The organism is Candidatus Pelagibacter sp. HIMB1509 (assembly GCF_052047855.1).
Taxonomy (GTDB): Bacteria; Pseudomonadota; Alphaproteobacteria; order Pelagibacterales; family Pelagibacteraceae; genus Pelagibacter.
Genome location: NZ_JBNAIU010000001.1, coordinates 1,069,514 through 1,091,094, shown reverse-complemented (window position 1 = coordinate 1,091,094; position 21,581 = coordinate 1,069,514). Strand labels below are relative to the sequence as shown.

19 protein-coding genes are annotated in these 21,581 nt (G+C 30.7%); 13 read left to right on the top strand and 6 right to left on the bottom strand.

What is annotated here, in order from left to right:
* Position 1: 1 nt before the first annotated feature.
* Complete coding sequence (locus ACTTBO_RS05855) at positions 2 to 877, bottom strand: NAD(P)-dependent oxidoreductase (RefSeq protein WP_440656786.1); 876 nt, start codon at positions 875 to 877, stop codon at positions 2 to 4.
* 11 nt (positions 878 to 888) lie between these two features.
* On the opposite strand from ACTTBO_RS05855, the gene ACTTBO_RS05850 reads away from it, so the two are divergent.
* The 5 genes from ACTTBO_RS05850 to ACTTBO_RS05830 are packed head-to-tail and all read left to right on the top strand — an operon-like array spanning position 889 to position 4,923.
* Complete coding sequence (locus ACTTBO_RS05850; RefSeq protein WP_440656785.1) at positions 889 to 2,094, top strand: MFS transporter; 1,206 nt, start codon at positions 889 to 891, stop codon at positions 2,092 to 2,094.
* Between the two features lie 45 nt (positions 2,095 to 2,139).
* Positions 2,140 to 2,676: a DNA-directed RNA polymerase subunit omega gene (gene rpoZ / locus ACTTBO_RS05845; protein WP_440656784.1), complete on the top strand. Its 537-nt coding sequence runs from the start codon at positions 2,140 to 2,142 to the stop codon at positions 2,674 to 2,676.
* A gap of 24 nt (positions 2,677 to 2,700) precedes the next feature.
* Entirely contained in the window at positions 2,701 to 3,693 is a 993-nt protein-coding gene (gene dusA / locus ACTTBO_RS05840) for a tRNA dihydrouridine(20/20a) synthase DusA (RefSeq protein WP_440656783.1), read from the top strand.
* Positions 3,694 to 3,733: 40 nt separating this feature from the next.
* Positions 3,734 to 4,519, top strand: coding sequence for a sulfite exporter TauE/SafE family protein (locus ACTTBO_RS05835; protein WP_440656782.1), 786 nt, complete (start codon positions 3,734 to 3,736; stop codon positions 4,517 to 4,519).
* Positions 4,520 to 4,521: 2 nt separating this feature from the next.
* Complete coding sequence (locus ACTTBO_RS05830; RefSeq protein ID WP_440656781.1) at positions 4,522 to 4,923, top strand: HIT domain-containing protein; 402 nt, start codon at positions 4,522 to 4,524, stop codon at positions 4,921 to 4,923.
* Between the two features lie 103 nt (positions 4,924 to 5,026).
* On the opposite strand, the gene ACTTBO_RS05825 is transcribed toward ACTTBO_RS05830, so the two are convergent.
* Positions 5,027 to 6,481, bottom strand: coding sequence for a phosphomannomutase/phosphoglucomutase (locus tag ACTTBO_RS05825; RefSeq protein WP_440656780.1), 1,455 nt, complete (start codon positions 6,479 to 6,481; stop codon positions 5,027 to 5,029).
* Between the two features lie 179 nt (positions 6,482 to 6,660).
* On the opposite strand from ACTTBO_RS05825, the gene ACTTBO_RS05820 reads away from it, so the two are divergent.
* Together ACTTBO_RS05820 and ACTTBO_RS05815 are read left to right on the top strand one after the other, a co-directional pair.
* Positions 6,661 to 8,598 (top strand): ribonucleoside-diphosphate reductase subunit alpha, encoded by a 1,938-nt coding sequence (locus ACTTBO_RS05820; RefSeq protein WP_440656779.1) that lies wholly within the window; start codon positions 6,661 to 6,663, stop codon positions 8,596 to 8,598.
* The gene (locus ACTTBO_RS05815; RefSeq protein WP_440656778.1) at positions 8,589 to 9,602 is read left to right on the top strand and encodes a ribonucleotide-diphosphate reductase subunit beta; all 1,014 of its coding nucleotides are present in this window, start codon (positions 8,589 to 8,591) and stop codon (positions 9,600 to 9,602) included. The genes ACTTBO_RS05820 and ACTTBO_RS05815 overlap by 10 nt, the downstream gene beginning before the upstream one ends.
* Positions 9,603 to 9,616: 14 nt before the next feature.
* Here ACTTBO_RS05815 and ACTTBO_RS05810 read toward each other — a convergent pair whose 3' ends face one another.
* Genes ACTTBO_RS05810 through ACTTBO_RS05795 form a run of 4 tightly spaced genes read right to left on the bottom strand, consistent with a single transcriptional unit; the run spans position 9,617 to position 13,873 of the window.
* Positions 9,617 to 10,741, bottom strand: a complete 1,125-nt coding sequence (locus ACTTBO_RS05810) for a bifunctional 2-methylcitrate synthase/citrate synthase (protein WP_262589057.1) — start codon at positions 10,739 to 10,741, stop codon at positions 9,617 to 9,619.
* Positions 10,741 to 11,637 carry a methylisocitrate lyase gene (gene prpB / locus ACTTBO_RS05805; protein ID WP_440656777.1) on the bottom strand — a complete coding sequence of 299 codons (897 nt, stop codon included), beginning with the start codon at positions 11,635 to 11,637 and terminating at the stop codon, positions 10,741 to 10,743. The genes ACTTBO_RS05810 and prpB overlap by 1 nt, the downstream gene beginning before the upstream one ends.
* Positions 11,637 to 13,139 carry an MmgE/PrpD family protein gene (locus tag ACTTBO_RS05800; protein ID WP_440656776.1) on the bottom strand — a complete coding sequence of 501 codons (1,503 nt, stop codon included), beginning with the start codon at positions 13,137 to 13,139 and terminating at the stop codon, positions 11,637 to 11,639. Before ACTTBO_RS05800 ends, prpB begins: the two co-directional genes overlap by 1 nt.
* Before the next feature lie 53 nt (positions 13,140 to 13,192).
* Positions 13,193 to 13,873, bottom strand: a complete 681-nt coding sequence (locus tag ACTTBO_RS05795) for an HAD-IA family hydrolase (RefSeq protein WP_440656775.1) — start codon at positions 13,871 to 13,873, stop codon at positions 13,193 to 13,195.
* A 69-nt stretch (positions 13,874 to 13,942) separates the two neighbouring features.
* On the opposite strand from ACTTBO_RS05795, the gene ACTTBO_RS05790 reads away from it, so the two are divergent.
* Genes ACTTBO_RS05790 through cimA form a run of 6 tightly spaced genes read left to right on the top strand, consistent with a single transcriptional unit; the run spans position 13,943 to position 21,581 of the window.
* A complete protein-coding gene (locus ACTTBO_RS05790) occupies positions 13,943 to 14,566 on the top strand; it encodes a DapH/DapD/GlmU-related protein (protein ID WP_440656774.1) in 624 nt (207 codons plus the stop codon).
* A gap of 3 nt (positions 14,567 to 14,569) precedes the next feature.
* Positions 14,570 to 16,390, top strand: coding sequence for a glutamine--fructose-6-phosphate transaminase (isomerizing) (glmS, locus tag ACTTBO_RS05785; RefSeq protein ID WP_440656773.1), 1,821 nt, complete (start codon positions 14,570 to 14,572; stop codon positions 16,388 to 16,390).
* A 35-nt stretch (positions 16,391 to 16,425) separates the two neighbouring features.
* Complete coding sequence (locus tag ACTTBO_RS05780) at positions 16,426 to 17,805, top strand: class II 3-deoxy-7-phosphoheptulonate synthase (RefSeq protein ID WP_440656772.1); 1,380 nt, start codon at positions 16,426 to 16,428, stop codon at positions 17,803 to 17,805.
* 39 nt (positions 17,806 to 17,844) lie between these two features.
* A complete protein-coding gene (nadE, locus tag ACTTBO_RS05775; RefSeq protein ID WP_440656771.1) occupies positions 17,845 to 18,582 on the top strand; it encodes an NAD(+) synthase in 738 nt (245 codons plus the stop codon).
* 45 nt (positions 18,583 to 18,627) lie between these two features.
* On the top strand, positions 18,628 to 19,983 hold the full coding sequence (gene cysS / locus ACTTBO_RS05770) for a cysteine--tRNA ligase (RefSeq protein ID WP_440656770.1): 1,356 nt from the start codon (positions 18,628 to 18,630) through the stop codon (positions 19,981 to 19,983).
* Positions 19,980 to 21,581: a citramalate synthase gene (gene cimA, locus ACTTBO_RS05765; RefSeq protein ID WP_440656769.1), complete on the top strand. Its 1,602-nt coding sequence runs from the start codon at positions 19,980 to 19,982 to the stop codon at positions 21,579 to 21,581. The genes cysS and cimA overlap by 4 nt, the downstream gene beginning before the upstream one ends.

The window sequence follows — 21,581 nt, the reverse complement described above, 5'->3', positions numbered from 1 at the left end:
ATTATTTTTTCTTTTTTAATCGAGCAATTAATGCAGAACTATCCCAACGGTTACCACCCATTTCTTGAACTTCAGCATAGTAACCATCTATGATTTCTGTAATTGGCACAGGTGAACCATTTCTTTTTGCTTCTTCAATTGCAATTTTTAAATCTTTTCTCATCCAATCAATAGCAAATCCATAATCAAACTTATCATCCGTCATAGTTCGGTATCTATTTTCCATTTGCCAAGATTGAGCCGCACCTTTTGAAATTGTTTCCATTACAATATCCATATCAAGACCAGCATTTATTCCAAAATTAATTGCTTCTGATAAACCTTGCACTGCTCCAGCAATACACATTTGGTTCATCATTTTTGTTAGTTGTCCGCTTCCAGATGGACCAATTAATTTTACTTTTCTGCTATAGCAATCAATAACTGGTTCTGCTTTTGAAAATACATCTTCATCTCCACCAACCATAACAGTTAAAATTCCTCCTTCTGCTCCAGATTGTCCTCCAGATATAGGAGCATCTAAAAATCCAAATCCTTTTTCTTTAGCAGCAGCATACAGTTCTCTAGAAATTTCCGCAGAGACAGTTGAGTTATCAATATAAACAGAACCTTCTTTTGCCGATTTAAATAATCCATTTTCACCTAATGATACTTCTCTTAAATCATCATCATTACCTACACATGTAAATATAAAATCCGCACCCTCTGCTGCTTGTGCTGGAGTATCAGCCATTTTACCTTTGTATTCACCAATCCATTTTTCAGCTTTTGATTTTGTTCTGTTAAAAACAGTTACATTGTGTCCGGCTTTTGATATATAACCAGCCATTGGGTAGCCCATTACCCCAAGACCTATGAAAGCAACATTAAAAGTCATAATTTTTTTCTATGTTTAAAAGTTTAAGTTTAAAAGTAATTGTATTTGGATTCATTTTTACATTTTTTTCTAGTTTTGGACAGAGTTTTTTTCTTGGATTGTTTAATTCAAGCATCAGAGATGCTTTATCTATTACCCACGGTCAATTTGGCTCATTATATGCATCTGCAACTTTACTAAGCAGTATAGTTCTTGTTTGGATTGGTAAGAAAATTGATGATGTAAATATCTTAAAATTTGCTTCTTACGTGATTATTTTTCTATCAGTTTCATGTTTTATTTTTTCAAAAATATCATCTGTAATTTTTTTATTTGTTGGAATTTTTTTAATGCGTTTAGCTGGTCAAGGTTTAACAACTCATACAGCTACAACCACAATTTCACGTTTTTTTGAAAAAAATAGAGGAAGAGCATTAAGTATTGGGTGGCTAGGATTATCTTTGGCAGAATTTATTTTACCTGTATTAATAGTTTTTTTATTAACATTTGTTGAATGGAGAAATATTTGGATTTCAATATCCATTGTCGTAATTATATTTCTTCCTATTGTTGCATATACCCTGGTAAGAGAAATAAAATTAGATACTAGAGAAGAAGCAAAGAATAATGAAATACCAAAAGAGATAAGACAATGGAAAAGAACTGAGGTTCTTAAAGATTACAGGTTTTATATTATTTGTATGACCATGTTAGCTATGCCATGGATAGCAACTGGATCTTTTGTTTATCAATCTTTTATAACAAACTCTAAAGGATGGGGGCCATATGTTATCGCGCAATCGTTTATGGCTTATTCAACCTTTTCAGTAATCACATTATTTATATCAGGATTTTTAATTGATAAGTTTTCTAGTCGTAAGTTACTAATATATATGAATATCCCACTATTTTTTTCAACAATTGTATTATTTTATTTTAAAACACCAATTTCATCTTTTGTCTTTCTAGGTTTGATTGGTATTTCAAATGGTCTAGCCAATGTTTTGGGTTCTTCAACTTGGGCAGAAATTTATGGTGTAAAACATATTGGATCAATTAAAGCTTTAACAACAGCTCTAATGGTATTTTCAACTGCTTTTGGGACAGCTTTATTTGGGATTCTTATTGATTTCGGGTTTAGCATTGAACAAATTGCTGTTGTATCAGGTGCTTATATCTTGCTATCTATATTGCTCCTTTATTTGGTGAAAAATAAGCTAAATCCTCAATATTTATAAAAAATACTCCTTGATTTTTTAAGGTTCACTGTATAGATACTGCGCATGGCTAGAGTTACCGTAGAAGACTGTATAGATAAAGTAGAAAGTCCTTATGAATTAGTTTTAGTAGCTAAAGAGAGAGCTACTCAACTTAATGCTGGTTTAGAACCAACAATAGATAGGGATAATGACAAAAATACAGTGATATCTTTAAGAGAAATTGCTGAGGAGAAAATCAAAGTATCAGATTTAACTGAAAGTGCTGTTTATAAACTTAGAAAACACGTTGAACAAGTTGATGACGGTGTAGAAGATGATGAAGATATAGGTGATGATTTTGAAAATCTTTACAAAGGAGAGATTTCAAAAAGTGGAACTCCAATTTTACCATCTAAAAGAGCAAGAAAAACTCCAGAAAAAATTCAAGTATCAAAGGAAGATTTAGCTGAATTGTCTGATAAAGCTGCGCCTGAAGTAGACGCTTCAGTTGGCCAAGAAACTATGAATGAACAGGGTGAAGTTTCATTAGATGAAGTTTCAGAATCAGAAAATCAAGAAGCAGATGTTACTTCTGAAGATCCAGAAGCTTCAAACTCATAAAAAAATAATATAAAGTCTTAGTTTATGAATAGGTTAGTATCAGTTGCTCCTATGATGGACTGTACAGATCGTCATGAAAGATATTTTTTAAGAATAATATCCAAAAATATACTTCTATATACTGAAATGGTTGTCGATGAGGCAATCAATAGAGGTGATAAAAAAAAATTACTAGAATTCAATATCAATGAAAAGCCAGTTGCACTTCAATTAGGTGGATCTTCACCTAAGTTACTTGCGGAGGCAACAAAAGTTGGTGAAGACTTTGGTTATGATGAAATTAATTTAAATTTAGGCTGCCCAAGTAGAAAAGTAGAGAAAAATAGATTTGGTGCTTGTTTAATGAAAGAGCCAAATTTAGTTGCAGATTGTTTAACAGAGATGCAATCAAAAACTAAATTACCCGTAACCATAAAAACTAGAATTGGATATGACAATGTCGAAGATTACGAAAACTTACATAATTTTATATCTACTCTTAAATCCACAGGTATAAAAACTTTTATTATTCATGCAAGAAAGGCTATGCTTGGCAAGTTTACACCTAAACAAAATCTAAATATTCCGCCTTTAAAATATGAGTTTGTTTATAAATTAAAAGAAGATTTTCCAAATGAAGAAATAATAATCAATGGAGGAATAACTTCTGTTGATCAAATTAAACCACATTTAGAAAAAATAGATGGCGTTATGATTGGAAGAGCTGCTTATCATACACCTTATTTGTTAGCAGATATTGAGAGAGAAATTTTTAATAATGAGGATATTCCTAGTAGGCAAGACGTTATTGAACAGTTAATTCCTTATGTAAAAGATGAACTAAAAAAAGGAACTCGGTTAAACCAAATCATGAGACACACATTAGGTTTATTTCACGGTCAATCTGGTGCTAGTCATTGGAAAAGATATTTAAGTGAAAATATGTGTGTGAGAGATGCTGATGTAAAAAAAATTGATCACATAATGGATAAAATTAAATACAATAATGTTGATATGAGAGAAGGTCAATCTGTTTAGTTCAATCTTAGCAAATGAATATATCTATATAGTTTTATTAATGGTTTTGACTGCAATTCCAGTTGGATTTGTAGCTGGCCTTTTTGGTATTGGTGGTGGTTTAATAACTGTCCCGTTTCTGTATTACATATTTGGCAAACTTGGAATTGATCAAGCTTATATAATGCACCTAGCGGTAGGAACTTCTTTTGCAATAATAATTCCAACATCAATAGTTTCAGTTTTAACCCATCATAAATTTAATTCAGTGGATTTTAATGTAGTTAAAAGTTATGGTTTTTTTGTAGTTGCAGGTGTTGTTTTGGGAACAATATTTGCTGCAACCTTCAAAACAAAATCATTAGTGCTTTTTTTTGCAATCGTAATCTTCCTTTTAGGAATTTATTTACTTACGATTAAAGAAAAAGAACAAAATGTAATATCTGAAATGAAATTGTATTTAAAAATAATACTTGGTGCGATTGTTGGATTTATATCAGCTATAACAGGTATAGGTGGCGCTGTTATGAATGTACCAATCCTTAAATTTTTCGGTTATTCAATTAATAAAGCAATTGGTAGTGCCGCAGCGATTGGTTTTTTAATTGCACTATTTGGTGCTACAGGTTTTTTTATTTCAGGAAGTTATTTAAAAACAAATTTACCATTTAGTATTGGATTTTTAAATGTACCAGCTTTTTTAATCTTCATTCCGATTACAACTTTTATGGCAAGACTAGGTGCAAGAACAGCTCACAGAATAGATAAAAATAAAATTAGTAAATTACTTGCTATTTTCTTACTAATCGTAGCAGTTAAGTTTTTCTACGAATATATTAAATTATAAGCATGTCGTTTACGTTAAATAGGAAATTTATAAAGACTTCATATCATCTTATTGATCTTAAATTATGCACTATTAGGCTAAACGATAATTCTAAATTTCCATGGATAATTCTAATTCCTAAGAGAAATAAGATTACCGATATGAGCGATCTTAATTCTAAAGATCAAACTCTGCTTATGAAAGAAATTGTTTATGTAAGTAAAGTAATGAAAAAATTATTTAAAACTTCGAAGCTCAATGTAGAAAAAATTGGAAATATTGTTCCTCAGTTGCACATACATATTATTGCTAGAAGTAAAAAAGATAGTTCATGGCCATTATCTGTATGGGTTGTTAAAGGAAAAAATTACTCAAAAACAGCTCTAAAAGTAATAGTTGATAAATTAAGAAAAGCTCTAAAATAAAAAGAGGTGACTTCAGTCTCCCTCCATCACCTCATCTAATTTTTTAAATGATTCTTTACAGTTTTATGAACACTTATTAGTTGAAAATTAACTTTATTAAGCGCTAAATTTTTTGATCGTATTCTCCTATTTTCCCCGTTTTTTGAAGTAAATCGTCAATAAAATCAAAGATTTTCTTTTTTCTATTATCTGAGGTTGGGCTTTCAGTTACAATAACTAATGAAGGTTTATTGGATGATGCTCTTATTAATCCCCAAGATCCATCTTCAAAAGAAAATCTTATACCATTAACCGTAAGAACTTCAGTTATTACTTGATCATCAATTTTAGTTTTATTATTTTTTATTTGTTCTACTTTTTTAACCAAATCTTCAACTACTTGATATTTTTCTTCATCTTTACAGAATGGAGCCATTGTAGGTGTTTGGAAAGTATTTGGTAATTCATTAATTATTTCACTCATTTTTTTATTTTCATTATCTAATAAATGACAAACATGAATCGCTGAATTTATTCCATCGTCGTAACCATATCCTAAAGGTTGATTGAAAAAGAAATGACCACTTTTTTCAAATCCTGCTAATGCGTTTTCAGTGTTAACCTTACGTTTAATATGGGAATGACCTGTTTTCCAATAAATTGTTTCACAATTATTTTCTAATAAAATTTTATCTTTTGAGTACAAACCTGTTGATTTTACATCTACAACAAATTTAGAATTTTTGTGTTTAGTAGATAAGTTTCTTGCTATTAGTAAACCAATTTTATCAGAGAATATTTCGTTACCTTCATTATCAATAACACCAACTCGATCTCCATCACCATCAAAGCCAAAACCTATATCAGCATTATTTTCTTTAACCACTTTAGCAATTTCGTGAAGCATTTCTAAATCTTCTGGATTAGGATTATATTTAGGAAAATTCCAATCTAATTTACAATCTAACTCTATTACCTCACACCCAATACCCCTTAAAATATCTGGTGCAAAAACACCTGCGGTTCCATTACCACAAGCAACAACAGCTTTAATCTTTTTATTTATTTTGTTTTTATTAATCAGATCATTTTTATAAATTTTATCGAAATCTTTTATTTCTTTTTCATTTCCATCACCTTTTGAAAACTTTTCATTTAATGTTATTTCTTTTAATTCTTTCATTTCTTCAGGTGCATGAGTTAAACCTTTTTTGATACCCATTTTTACACCAGTCCAACCATTTTCATTATGACTTGCTGTAACCATAGCAACTGCATCTGCATCTAAATTAAATTGTGCAAAATAAACCATTGGAGATAATGACAAACCTACGTCCTCTATATGACATCCTGTTGACTTTAATCCTTTTTTAAGTGAAGTTTTTATTTCCTCACTGTAAGATCGGTAATCATGTCCAACAATAATTCTTGGATGATCTTTTTTGGTGTGATTTTTTATTTGTGTCCCAAGTCCTTTGCCGAGATTCTCTATACCCGCGGAGTTTATGTCTTTTTCATACAACCAACGGGCGTCATATTCTCTAAAACCGTAAGGATCTATTTTTAAATTTTTACTCATTTATCCACTACTTACTCTTTTTATGTTAATTTCTTTAAAAAAATTTTATTTTTTTATTGATAATCATATTGTCGCGTTCTATAAATGTTCCATTGATTAAACGTTTATTTAGTATACTTAATCAAAGCGCCTACAACATATAGTTGTTTTCGCAAAACTAAAATAATATAATAACAAATATGAACAAGATTCTATCTCAAGCCCTCAAGAAAGCTGTCTCCGAATATAGCCCAGAAGTTAAAGAAGTTTCAAAAGCTAATAAACCTGATTTATTTTCATTAAATAATGAAACAGAGTTATTTCAAAATGACAAAGGTATAATAATTAAAATTGATCGTTCTAAAGATTCAAATCTTACTGATTTTGGTAAAGCGACTTTAAAAGATAGATACCTTGGTTTAAACGAATCTTATCAAGATTTATTTGCCAGAGTAGCGAGTACTTATGCTGATGACAATTTGCATGCACAAAGAATTTATAATTACATAAGTAATCTTTGGTTTATGCCAGCAACACCAGTTTTATCAAACGGTGGAACTAAAAGAGGTTTACCTATTTCATGTTTTTTAAATGAAGCATCTGATAGCTTAGGTGGAATTTTAGATCTTTGGAGTGAAAATGTTTGGCTTGCTGCGAAGGGTGGTGGAATTGGAAGCTACTGGGGTAACCTAAGATCTATTGGAGAAAAAATTGGCAGAGTTGGAAAAACTTCAGGAATAATTCCTTTTATTAAAGTAATGGACTCTTTAACAATGGCAATTAGCCAAGGTTCATTAAGAAGAGGTTCTGCTGCTTGTTACCTTCCAATTGATCATCCTGAGATAGAAGAGTTTATTGAAATGAGAAGACCAACTGGTGGAGATCCAAATAGAAAAGCATTAAATTTACATCATGGTGTTTTAGTTTCAGATGCTTTCATGAGAGCAGTTGAAATGGATGAGCAGTGGGCATTAAAAAGTCCAGCAGACGGAACTGTGCAGCAAACTATATCTGCACGAAATTTATGGATAAGGTTATTAACTGCTAGAATTGAAACTGGTGAGCCTTATATAATTTATATAGATACAGTTAACCGACAAATTCCTCAACATCATAAGTTAGCAAATCTTACTGTTAAAACTTCTAACTTATGTAGTGAGATAACTCTTCCTACAGGAATTGATAAAGACGGTAGAGATAGAACGGCTGTGTGTTGTTTATCATCTTTAAATTTAGAAAAATATGAAGAATGGAAAGACGATCCAGATATGATTAGCGATGTAATGAGATTTTTAGATAATGTATTATCTGATTTCATTAACAAAGCTCCTGAACAATTTAAAGATGCTAAATATTCTGCTGAAAGAGAGAGAAGTGTTGGTTTGGGCGTAATGGGCTTTCATTCTTTTTTGCAGAAAAATCGAATTCCACTCGAGTCTGTAATGGCAAAATCATGGAATAAAAAAATATTTAAAAACATTCACGAAAAAGTTAATCAAGCTTCTAAAGATTTAGCTGAAGAAAGAGGAGCGTGTCCTGATGCTGCAGAGTATGGTTATCAAGAAAGATTTTCTAACAAAACTGCAATTGCACCAACAGCATCAATTTCTATTATTTGTGGAGGAGCTTCTCCAGGAGTAGAGCCCATTGCAGCAAACAGTTATACTCACAAAACTTTATCTGGTTCGTTTAATGTGAGAAACAGATATCTTGAAGAAATTCTTGAAAGTCATGGTAAAAATGATGAGGAAACTTGGTCTAGTATTACTACAAACCAAGGCTCAGTTAACCATTTAGACTTTTTAACTGATTTAGAAAAAGATGTATTTAAAACTGCATTTGAACTTAATCAAAGTTGGATAATTGAATTGAGCGGAGACAGAACTCCTTTTATTTCACAAGCTCAATCTGTTAACTTATTTTTACCTGCAGATGTTCATAAAAAAGAATTACATAAAATTCATTTTGATGCATGGAAGAAAGGTTTAAAGAGCCTTTACTATTGCAGATCAAAATCAATTCAAAGAGCTGAGAATGTTAACGACTCTAAGTCAACAGACATTATGGCTAATGTATATAAAAATAAATCAACCGAAAATAGTGAACCAGAGTACGAGGAGTGTTTATCATGTCAGTAGCAGAAAAAGTTAAGTCAGAAATTATTCAACCACAAAAAAATAATAATGGATTGCTTGTTGCAAATCCAGTTTATAAACCTTTTAGATATCCTTGGTGCTATGATGCGTGGTTAACTCAACAAAGAATTCACTGGTTACCAGAAGAAGTTCCACTTGGAGATGATGTGAGAGATTGGCAAAAAAATCTTTCAGCTTCAGAAAAAAATCTATTAACACAAATTTTTAGATTTTTTACTCAAGCAGATGTTGAAGTTAGTAATTGTTACATAAGACATTACATGAATGTATTTAAACCAACCGAAGTATTAATGATGATGTCATCTTTTGCTTCAATGGAAACTGTTCATATTGCTGCTTACTCACATTTGTTAGATACAATTGGTATGCCAGAGTCTGAGTACTCAGCATTCATGAAGTACAAAGAAATGAAAGATAAATACGATTACATGCAAGGTTTCGATGTTAAATCAAATCATGATATTGCAAAAACAATTGCTGTATTTAGTGCTTTCACAGAAGGTCTTCAGTTATTTGCAAGTTTTGCAATTTTGTTAAACTTTCCAAGACATAATAAGATGAAAGGAATGGGTCAGATTGTTACTTGGTCGGTAAGAGATGAGACATTGCATTGTAATTCGATGATCAGATTATTTAAAGATTTCATTAAAGAAAATCCTGAAACATGGACACCTCAATTGAAAAAAGAAATTTATGAAGCTTGCAGAACAATTGTTGAGCATGAAGATGCTTTTATTGATTTAGCTTTTCAAATGGGTCCAATGGAAGGTTTGACTGCAGACGATATTAAAAAATATATTCGATTTATTGCAAATAGAAGATTAGATCAATTAGGATTAGAAGCGATCTATGATATTGATAAAAACCCATTAAATTGGTTAGATACAATGTTAAATGCTGTAGAGCACATGAACTTCTTTGAAGGAAGAGCTACAGAATATTCTAAAGCGTCAACCCAAGGAACTTGGGCAGAAGCATTTAGTTAATAAATATAATTGTATTATCTGTAATTTAATTCCATTACTTTTCGATGCTTGCTACCTTTATATTTAGCAAGTGGTCGAATAAGTTTGTTGGCAGCGTGTTGTTCCATAATATGTGCTGACCAACCAGTAATCCTAGAAATAACAAATATTGGTGTGAAAAAATCAGTATCAAATCCCATTAAATGGTACATTGGACCAGTAGGGTAGTCCACATTAGGATGGATATTTTTCTTTTTGATCATAACTTTTTCAACAATGTCATAAATTTTTTCAAACTTTTTATCTTTTTTAAGTTTAGCAACTTTACCAAAATAATTTCTCATAGTTGGAACTCTAGAATCTCCTGATTTATAAACTCTATGACCAAATCCCATAACTACTTCTTTATTTTTAAGGGCATTGTTAATCCATTTTAATGCATTTTCTGGTTTTTTAATTCTGTTCATCATGTGCATCACTTCTTCATTAGCGCCACCATGTAATGGACCTTTTAAACTAGCAATTGCACCAGTTATCGCCCCATGAATATCAGATAAGCTACTTGTAATTGTTCTAGCAGTAAAAGTTGAAACATTAAAACTGTGTTCAGCGTACAATATTAAAGACACATCAAACGCTTTAACAATTTCTTTTTGAGGTACTTTTCCAAAACACATATAGAAAAAGTTTTCTGCAAAAGTTAAATTTTTTTTAGGTTTAATTATTTTTTTACCACTTCTAATTCTGTAAAAAGCAGCAAGAGCTGTAGGAGTTTTTGCAAAAATTCTTAATGCTTTTCGCATATTGGCTTCTGGAGTAGAGTTGGATGTTTCTTTATCTTCTAATCCCATTACACTAACAGCTGTTCTTGCAACATCCATCGGATGAGATTTTTTTGGCATGTGTTTTATAATTTCATATAAATTTTTTGTAAGCTCTCTATTATTTCTCTCCTCTTTTTCAAATTGTCTTAATTGAATAGTGTTAGGTAGATCTTTATTTAAAATTAAATAAGCGACTTCCTCAAATCTGCAATATTCACATAAATCTTGAGCAGCATAACCTCTATATGTAAGAGAATTAATCTCCGGCATAACTTTTGAAACTTCAGTTTCATCTACAACAATTCCAAGTAAACCTTTTTTAATATCATCACTCATTATTCATGTCCTTCTGTACTAAAATTATAAATTTTTTCATCTAAAGAATTGTATTTTTCGTATTCTACTAACTCATACAATCTTTTTCTTGTCTGCATCTTATCTATTATATTATTTTGATGTCCATTTGCATAAATGTCTCTTAATCCATCTTCAACGTTTTTCATAGCTAGCCTTTGTGTAGTTACTGGATATATAACAATATTATAGCCAAGGTTTTCTAACTCCTTATAATTAAATAACTTAGATTTACCAAATTCTGTCATATTAGCTAACAAATAACATGAAAGTTCTTTTCTTACTTTTTCAAAATCTTTTTCATCATGTAAAGCTTCAGGAAATATAATTTCAGCTCCAGCATCAATATAAGCTTTACATCTATCAATCATTTTATCAATTCCCTCAACACTTTTTGCATCTGATCGTGCTATAATTTTAAAATTTTGATCTTTTTTTGCAGCCACACATTCTTTTATTTTTAAAACCATGGCCTCTGTTGAAACAAGTTCCTTATTATCTAGATGCCCGCATCTTTTTCTTTCAATTTGATCCTCCAAATGAACACCAGTTAATCCAAACTCTTCGAAAGTCTCTATAGTTTCTTTACAAGATTTAAATCCTGTATCTATATCAACTATTGTTGGAAGATTTGTTATCCTAGATATTAAATAAGATCTGGTACTCACATCTTGAAGCGTTGTTAAACCAATATCAGGAAAACCAAGATCATTAGCCATAACACCACCCGATACGTAAACTGCATCATAACCAATTTCCTCAATTAATTTCGCTGTTAGAGGATTGTAAGCTCCAGGAACTCTTAGAATTTTATTTGATTTAAGTTTTTGGTCAAAATCAATTCTTTTTTGGCTTGGTTCTTTTTCAACAAAGTGCATTAAAAAATACCTTTTTTCAAATTTCTTTTTAACTTACTTTTTTTAATCTCAATATTTAGTTTGTCTAATTGGCCAGCCTTTAAGTTTTTTAAATTTTGAACATTTCTTAAAAAACGATCGCTCTCTTTTTTATCTAAAATGCCATCTGTTAGAGTTAAAAATTTATTTATATAATTTTCTCTTTTAAATGGTCTTGCTCCATACGGATGAGCATCAGCTCTATCTAGTTCTTCAGTTACTTTTTTCCCACTATTCAATGTAACAACAACTTTTGCTCCAAAAGATTTCTTTTTTGGATCTGGATCATGATATTTTTTTGTCCATTTTTTATCTTCATAGGTTGTTATTGAATTCCATATCTTAACAGTACTTTTTTTATTAGCTCTAGATTTTGTATAAGATTTTACATGATGCCAATCACCATCCTCTAGAGCGACTGCAAAAATATACATTATAGAGTGATCTAATGTTTCTCTACTTGCATTTGGATCCATTTTTTGTGGATCGTTTGCACCTGTTCCAATTACATAATGCGTATGATGACTTGTATAAATATCTATTTTTTTGATTTGATTTAAATTTGGTATTTTAGTTTTTAATTTCTTTGCAAGATCTATTAAAGCTTGAGATTGGTACTCTGCAGAATATTCTTTTGTATAAGTTTCTAATATAGCTTTTTTACTTTCTCCCTTTTTAGGTAATGGAACTTTATATTTTGCTTTTTTTCCATCAAGTATTCTTGCAATTACACTATCTTCACCTTCATAAATTGGGCTTGGAGCGCCTTCACCTCTCATAACTCTATCAACAGCTTCTATTGCTAGTTTCCCAGCATGTGCAGGTGCATATGCTTTCCAGCTAGAAATTTCTCCTTTTCTAGATTGTCTTGTAGAAATAGTTGTGTGTAGTGCTTGCTGAACTGCTTGATAAATTGTTTCAGTATTTAATTTTAACATCGAACCTAACCCTGCAGCAACACTTGGACCAAGGTGAGCAATGTGATCTACTTTATGTTTATGTAAACAAATCCCTTTAACTAAATTTACTTGAACTTCGTAAGCAGTAATAATTCCTCTTAATAGATCTAGACCACTTTTTTTATTTTGTTGAGCAACACTCAATAGTGGTGGAATGTTATCACCAGGGTGACTGTAGTCTGCAGCTAAAAAAGTATCATGAAAATCAAGTTCTCTTACAGCAGTTCCGTTTGACCAAGCTGCCCATTCACAATCAAATTTTAATTTTGAATTAACACCAAAAAGAGTTGCTCCATTTTTTCTAGAATGCTTTAAAGCCATTTCTCTAGATGAAACTACTGGTCTTCTATTTAAAGAAGCAATAGCAACTGAAGCATTATCAATAATTCTATTGATTACCATTTCAATTGCTTCTCTATTAAGTTTAGCGTTATCACTTGCAATTTCTGCAATTTTCCAGGCAAGTTGTTTTTTCTTAGGTAAATGTATTTTAGATGGAAAAACTTTAACTGTATGTAGTAACAAAATAACTCCTTATAAGTAATTTTGTTTTAATAGCTAAAATAAATTAATCAATATTAAAGATATTCAGATATGATTTTTTCAATACCAACAAAATCTTTTATTAGGTGATTATGGTATATTTCATCAGATTTTTTTTCAGTATATCCATCCTCAAGCAATATCATTGGAATATCCGCAGCTTTTGCAGAATTAGCATCTGTTTCACTATCTCCAATCATAATAGATTTTTTTAAATCACCATCTAAAATTTCTATAACTGTAGTCAAATGTCTTGGATCAGGCTTACAATAATCAAATGTGTTATATCCCGCTACATATTCAAAATAATCATAAATTCCAATTTTTTTTAAAAGATCAACAGCGAGATGCTCAGTTTTGTTAGTACATACAGCCATAGAGATATTTTCATTTTTACACCAATTTAAAAAATCTTTTGTGCCATTAATTAAAACACTTTCTCTTAGAATATTTTTGCCATAATAAGATATGAACTCATCAGTCATATCACTTTTAACTTTTTCATTAATACTAGTCAGTTCTTTTTTTGCTTGGCTCCATATTGACCTGCCAATCATAGCACCCGCACCTTTTCCAACTGAACTTTTTAAATCATTTAGTGATTTCGTAGGGTATCCAAATTTTTTCATTACATGATTATGAGCAAGCATCAAATCTGGTGCTGTATCAACCAATGTTCCATCTAAATCAAATAATACAGTAAATTTTTGTTTCATATTAAAAGTATTTTAAAGAAATAATTTGTGAATTAATTAACATATATACTTAATGTAAAGAAAATCTAGATGAAACCTACAAAGCAGCAAAATAATCAAAACAAACTTCGAAATAAGTTTTTAAAAGCTGGTGTTAAAATGACAGGTCCTGAAACTATTTTTTTTTCAAATGATACAAAAATTGGAAAAGGAGTTACAATCGAACCATATGTGGTAATTGGTTCTAAAGTTAAAATAGGAAATAACGTTGTAATTAAATCTTTTTCACATTTAGAATCTTGTAAGGTAGAAAATAAAGTTGAGATAGGTCCTTATGCAAGAATTAGACCCGATTCAATTCTTAAAGAAGGTTCGAAAGTAGGTAATTTTGTAGAGATTAAAAAATCAACTGTTGGAAATAAATCAAAAATTAATCATTTATCTTATGTTGGAGATAGCGACATTGGTAAGATGGTAAATGTTGGTGCTGGAACAATTACTTGTAATTATGATGGTGTAAAAAAAAGTAAGACAATAATTAAAGATAAAGTATTCATAGGATCAAATTCATCTTTAGTAGCTCCTGTAAAAATTGACAAAGAAAGTATTGTTGGTGCAGGGTCTGTAATAACAAAAAATGTTAAAAAAAAAACTCTTGCACTAACCAGATCTGTACAAGTGGAAATTAAAAATTATAAAAGAAAGACAAAATAAATTATGTGTGGAATTATAGGAATATCTAGCAATAAATCTGTTTCTGCAAATATAATAAATTCTCTAAAAAAACTTGAATATAGGGGTTATGACTCTGCTGGGGTTGCAACTTTATTTGATGGTCAGTTAAATGAAGTTAAATCTGAAGGAAGAGTTGATAATTTAGAACAAAACTTTGATCTAAAATCTTTAAAAGGAAATATAGGGATAGGACATGTCAGATGGGCTACTCATGGAATTCCTAATAGTATTAATGCTCACCCACACTCATCAGACAATGTGTCTGTTGTCCATAATGGAATAATAGAGAACTCAACAATTTTAAAAAAATACCTAATTAATAAAGGCCATGCTTTCAAATCTCAGACTGATACCGAGGTAATTGTTCATTTAATTACAGAAAATTTAAAAACTATGGAACTTGAAGAGGCATTAACCAAAACTTTAAAACAACTTCATGGAAGTTTTGCATTAGGTATAATTTTAAAAGATATGCCTGATTTGATTGTAGGGGCGAGAAGAGGATCGCCATTAGCTGTTGGTTATGGTCCAAATGAAAATTATCTAGGGTCAGACTCTTATGCTTTAAAATCCATGACAAACAAAATTACTTATCTTGATGATGGAGAGTTTTGTATTGTTAAAAAAGATCAAGTTCATTTTTATAATGAAGAGGGCAAGAAAATTAACAAAAAAATTTTAGAATTATCATCTATTGAGTCAACTTATGATAAGGGTGACTTTAAACACTTTATGGCTAAAGAAATAGAAGAGCAGCCTGTAACAATTAAAACTGGAATCAAAGAGTATTTAGATAGTGTAAATAATGAGATAAATATTTTCAATTTTCCATGGAAAATTAACGAAATTAAATCAGTTACTTTAATTGGTTGTGGTACCGCTTATCATTCATGTTTAATGGCAAAATATTGGTTTGAAGAATTAACTTCTTTAGATGTTAATATAGATATAGCTTCTGAGTTTAGATATAGAAAAAATAGATTTAAAAAGGATAGTTTATATATTTTTGTTTCTCAGTCTGGTGAGACTGCAGATACTTATGCGGCCTTGGATCTTTGTAACGAAAATAACATGAAAACATGTGCGGTAGTTAATGTAATTGAAAGTTCTATAGCAAGAGATTCAAATTTTGTTTTACCAATTCACTGCGGACCTGAAATTGGGGTTGCATCAACAAAAGCTTTCTTAGGTCAAATACTTGTTTTATATATTTTAGCTTTAAAAATTGGGTATTTGTCTAGTCAAATTGATAAAAAAAATTATCAAGAAAAAATTAAAGATCTTAAAAACCTACCAAACTTAATAGAAAAAACTTTATTGATAGATAATGATATTCATGCAATCTCCTCAACATTCAATGAAGCTAAAGGATCTATGTTTCTTGGAAGAGGTTTCTCTTTCCCAATAGCTTTGGAAGGAGCTTTGAAATTGAAAGAATTATCTTATGTTCATGCAGAGGGTTATCCAGCAGGTGAAATGAAACATGGACCACTTGCTTTAATAGAAGAGGGGATGCCAGTTGTTGTTCTAGCACCAAGAGACAGTTACTATAAAAAAACAATTTCCAACATGCAGGAAGTTATAGCAAGAGGTGCCAAAGTTCTTTTAATCACAAACAAAAGCAAGGATGAAATTGTTTCGGAGAATATTTGGGAAACTATTGAGGTTGAAAATACCAATGATGATTTATTACCATTCCTTTTAACAATTCCACTTCAAAAGCTTGCTTATTATTCAGCTTTGAAAATGGGTTATGATATAGATAAGCCAAGAAACTTAGCTAAATCCGTCACAGTTGAATAAAGTTTAAACTCTGCTAAAACACCCTTAGGTTGAATATGAAAAATTGGAAAAAAAATAGTTGGAGAAAATATCCTGTTAAACACATACCGGAATATCCAGATAAAAAAGAACTGAATAAGGTTTTAGATAAAATTGGAACCTTTCCTCCTTTAGTATTTGCCGGAGAGACTAGGCATCTAAAAGATCAGTTAGCTGATGTAGTTGATGGAAAAGCATTTTTACTTCAGGGTGGAGATTGTGCAGAGAGTTTTGCTGAATTTAACCCTGATAATTTAAGAGATACATTTAAATTAATTTTGCAAATGTCTTTAGTGCTAACTTACTCAGCATCTTTACCAGTCGTTAAAGTTGGAAGAATTGCCGGTCAGTTTTCAAAACCAAGAAGTTCTCCAGTTGAAAGTAAAGATGGTGTTGAGCTTCCAAGTTATTTAGGTGATAATATAAATGGAATGGAATTTACAAAGAAAGCAAGAATTCCTGACCCAAAAAGATTATACAAAGCTTATTCTCAATCAGCATCAACTTTAAACCTTATCAGAGCATTCTCAAAAGGAGGTTTTGCAGATTTGAACAAAGTTCATTTATGGAATTTAGGTTACATTAAAAAAAGTCCAGAAGCTAAAAAATTTAAAGATCTAGAAGATAAAATTGCAGATGCTATAGCTTTTATGAGAGCATGTGGAATTACTTCAGATTTCAACAATAGATTATATACAGTAAATTTTTGGACATCACACGAAGCGTTATTGTTACCTTTTGAAGAAGCAATGACTAGAACAGACTCTACTACAGGTGAGAACCATGATACTTCAGCCCATTTTGTTTGGATTGGAGATAGAACAAGACAGCTTGATGGAGGTCATGTAGAGTTTTGTAGAGGGATTGAAAACCCTATAGGAATAAAATGTGGACCAACACTAAAACCAGATGATTTAGTTAATTTATGTAACCGAATTAATCCAAAAAATGAGAAAGGTAAAATAACTTTAATTTCAAGATTTGGAGCAGACAATGTGTCAAAATTTTTGCCAAAATTAATTAGATCTATTAAAAAAGAAGGATTGAATGTAATTTGGTCTTGTGACCCATGCCATGGAAATACAATTAAAGCTGCAACAGGTTTCAAAACTAGACCATTCAACAGTGTACTGAATGAAGTGAAAAATGTATTCGCGTGTCACCAAAGTGAAGGAAGTTATGCAGGAGGTCTTCATATTGAGTTAACTGGTCAAGATGTAACTGAATGTATTGGTGGAGCACAAAAAATTTCTGAAGAAGATCTTTCTTCAAGATACCATACTCATTGTGATCCTAGGTTAAATGCCAACCAAGCTTTAGAATTAGCATTTATGATTTCAGATGAGATTAAAAAGAATAGCTCATATTCTAAAAATGCAGACAGAGCGGCATCTTAAGACATTGTAAAATCTCTATAATAAAATATTGTATAAGTTATGAATGCTTCAGAAAAAGCTAGGTTTATATCTAATTGGATTAAAAACTATGTAGACAATATGCCTTCAAAGGCACAGTCTCTTGTTATAGGAATATCTGGAGGCATTGATTCATCTGTTTCTAGCACCTTAAGTGCTATGACGGGTTTGAAAACAATAGTTTTGTCGATGCCAATTAAACAAAAATCACATCAACATGATCTAAGTTTAAAACACCAACAGTGGTTAGTAAAAAATTTTAAAAATGTTGAAGCACATACAATTAACTTAGATGAATTGTTTTTGGCATTTAGCTCAAGTTTGTCTAAATTTGATAACGAGCATGGAATGGCAAATTCTAGAGCCAGATTAAGAATGACTACTCTTTACCAAGTAGCTGCAGCTAATAAAGGAATAGTAGTTGGAACTGGTAACAAAGTAGAAGACTTTGGTGTAGGATTTTACACAAAATACGGAGATGGAGGCGTAGATATTTCTCCCATAGCAGATTGTAATAAAACTCAAGTTTGGGAACTCGGCAAAGAACTTGGTATATTAAATGAAATTATTGAAGCAGCACCTACTGATGGTTTGTGGGATGACGGCAGAACAGATGAGGGTCAGCTTGGGTTAAAATATGAAGAACTTGAAGAAGCCATGGATAATCCTAAATCTTCCAATAGAGAAAAATACGAAACTATTAGAAAACAAAATTTGCATAAAATGGAGCCTATTCCAGTATGCAAAATTCCAAATTAATCAAATAGATTCACAAATCTATAATTTAAGTATATTTCTAAAATTATGAGTAATGATATTTTTTTAACAAACAATCTTACAAACAAAAAAGAAAAATTTGTTCCAATAGATGAACAAAATATAAGAATGTATGTTTGTGGACCAACAGTTTATGATGATCCTCATATTGGTAATGCAAGACCAATAGTTGTTTTTGATATCCTTTATAAAATTTTTAAAAAAAAATATTTAAAAGTTACTTATGTTAGAAATATTACAGATGTAGATGATAAAATTATTAAATCTTCAAAAGAAAATAATATTTCAATTTCAGAGCTAACAAATAAAGTTACTAAAAGTTTTGGTGAAGATTGTAATTATTTAAATTGTGAAACACCAACTCATCAACCTAAAGCAACTGAAAATATTGATTTGATGATTGAAATGGTTTCTGAATTAATCAAAAAAGGTTTTGCTTATGAGAATAACAACCATGTTTATTTTGAGGTTAAAAAGTTTAATGATTATGGTCAGCTATCAAACAAAAAACTAGAAGACTTAATTGCAGGATCAAGGATTGAAATAAGTGAAAATAAAAAAAATTCAGAAGATTTTGTTTTATGGAAGCCATCAGCAAGTGATGAACCTTCTTGGGACTCTCCATGGGGAAAAGGAAGACCTGGATGGCATTTAGAATGTTCAGCAATGTCAAAAAAATTTTTAGGAGATGAGTTTGATGTTCATGGAGGTGGTATTGATTTAATATTCCCCCATCATGAAAATGAAATAGCACAATCAAGATGTGCTAATGATACAAAGGTATTTGCTAATTTTTGGTTGCACAATGCATTTATTACTATGTCCAATGAAAAGATGGCAAAATCTCAAGGTAACATTTTAAAAATAAAAGATTTTAGAAATAAGATAAGTGGTCAGGTTTTAAGATTAGCTTTAATGAGTGCGCATTATAAACAACCATTAGATTGGAATGATAAACTTTTAGAAGATTGTCAAAATACTATTAACAAATGGTACAATGTTTATGTAGATAGTAAAAATAATGCAGATATCTCGGATGAAATTCTTCAACCTCTGTATGATGATTTAAACACACCAGGTTACATAGCAAATTTACACAAATTATATGAAAAAGCACTAAAAGGTAATGACAATGATAAAGCTGTATTTGTTTCTGCTTGTCAGTTCGTAGGACTTTTAAACCAAAATAAAGATGAGTGGTTAAGCTTCAAAATGAGCAAAGCTTCTATTTCAGAAAAAGAAATTTTGCAGAAAATTGACGAAAGAAACAAAGCTAGAGAGAACAAAAATTACGAGGAAGCTGACAAAATTAGAAATGAGCTTTTAGACAAAGGTGTTTTAATAGAAGATAAAGATGGTAAAACGACTTGGAAATTTAAATGAGTAAAGAACAACTTTATATTTTTGATACAACATTACGTGATGGTGCACAGACGCAAGGAGTTGATTTTTCCATTGATGATAAAAAGAAAATTTCATCAGCATTAGATATGTTGGGAGTTGATTATGTAGAAGGAGGTTGGCCAGGCGCTAATCCAACAGATACAGAATTTTTTAATAAAGATCATAATTTTAAATCAGCTAAATTAACCGCATTTGGCATGACAAAAAAATCAGAACATAGTGCTGAAAATGATCCAATGTTATCATCATTAATTAATTCAAAAAGCTCAGCAGTTTGTTTATTTGGAAAATCATGGGATTTCCAAGTTAAAGTTGCCTTAGGAATTACTAATGAACAAAATTTAACTAACATAAGTGAAAGCACCAAGCATATTGTTAAATCAGGTAAAGAATTTATGTTTGATGCAGAGCATTTCTTTGATGGTTATAAATCTAATCCAGAATACGCATTGTCTTGTTTGAAAGCTGCTTATGATAATGGAGCTAGATGGATTGTATTGTGTGATACTAACGGTGGAACACTTCCACATGAAATTTCTAAAATTGTAACCGAAGTAAGCAAGCATATTCCAGGAAATAACTTAGGAATACATGCTCATAATGATACCGAAAATGCAGTAGCGAATAGTCTTGCTGCAGTTCAAGCAGGAGCAAGACAAGTTCAAGGAACTATAAACGGATTAGGAGAAAGATGTGGTAATGCAAATTTAATGTCTTTAATACCTTCATTTTTTTTAAAGAAAGATTTTTCAGACAAATTTGAACTTAGTATTAAAAGAGAAAATTTAAAAAATTTAACTCAATGCTCAAGATTGCTAGATGAAATATTAAATAGAAAACCTAATAAACATTTGCCTTATGTTGGTGCCTCAGCTTTCTCACATAAAGGTGGTATGCATGTATCTGCTGTTCAAAAAGATCCTAAAACTTATGAACACATTAACCCTGAAGAGGTAGGAAACTCTAGAAATATTGTAGTTTCAGATCAATCAGGACAATCAAACATAATGTCAAGATTAAATTCAATTGGTATCAATGTTGAAAAAAGTGACCCAAAAATTAAAAAACTCTTAGATGAAGTGAAAGATAGAGAGTTTATTGGTTATAGTTACGATGGTGCTGACGCTTCTTTTGAATTGTTAGCTAGAAGACTAATGGGAGAGATACCAAGATATATTTCAATTAATGAATACGATGTTTCTGTAAAGAAAGATAAAACTGGAGAGATAATATCATATGCTAAAGCTCAATTAGAAGTGGACGGGGACAAAATTTTATGTGAAGGACAAGGAAACGGACCTGTTAATGCTTTAGATAATGCAATTAGAAAGAATGTAAATAAGCTTGCAAAATATTCTGAGTATTTGAAAGATTTAAGGCTTGTTGACTATAAAGTTAGAATTTTAAATACAGGTACAGAAGCAGTAACAAGAGTTAGTATTGAAAGTACAGACTCTAAAGGAGTGAACTGGTTCACAATCGGAGTATCACCTAATATAATTGATGCTTCATTTAAAGCATTAGTGGATAGTTTAGATTATAAATTATTTAAGGATAAAGCGCCTGGAAGTTTATAA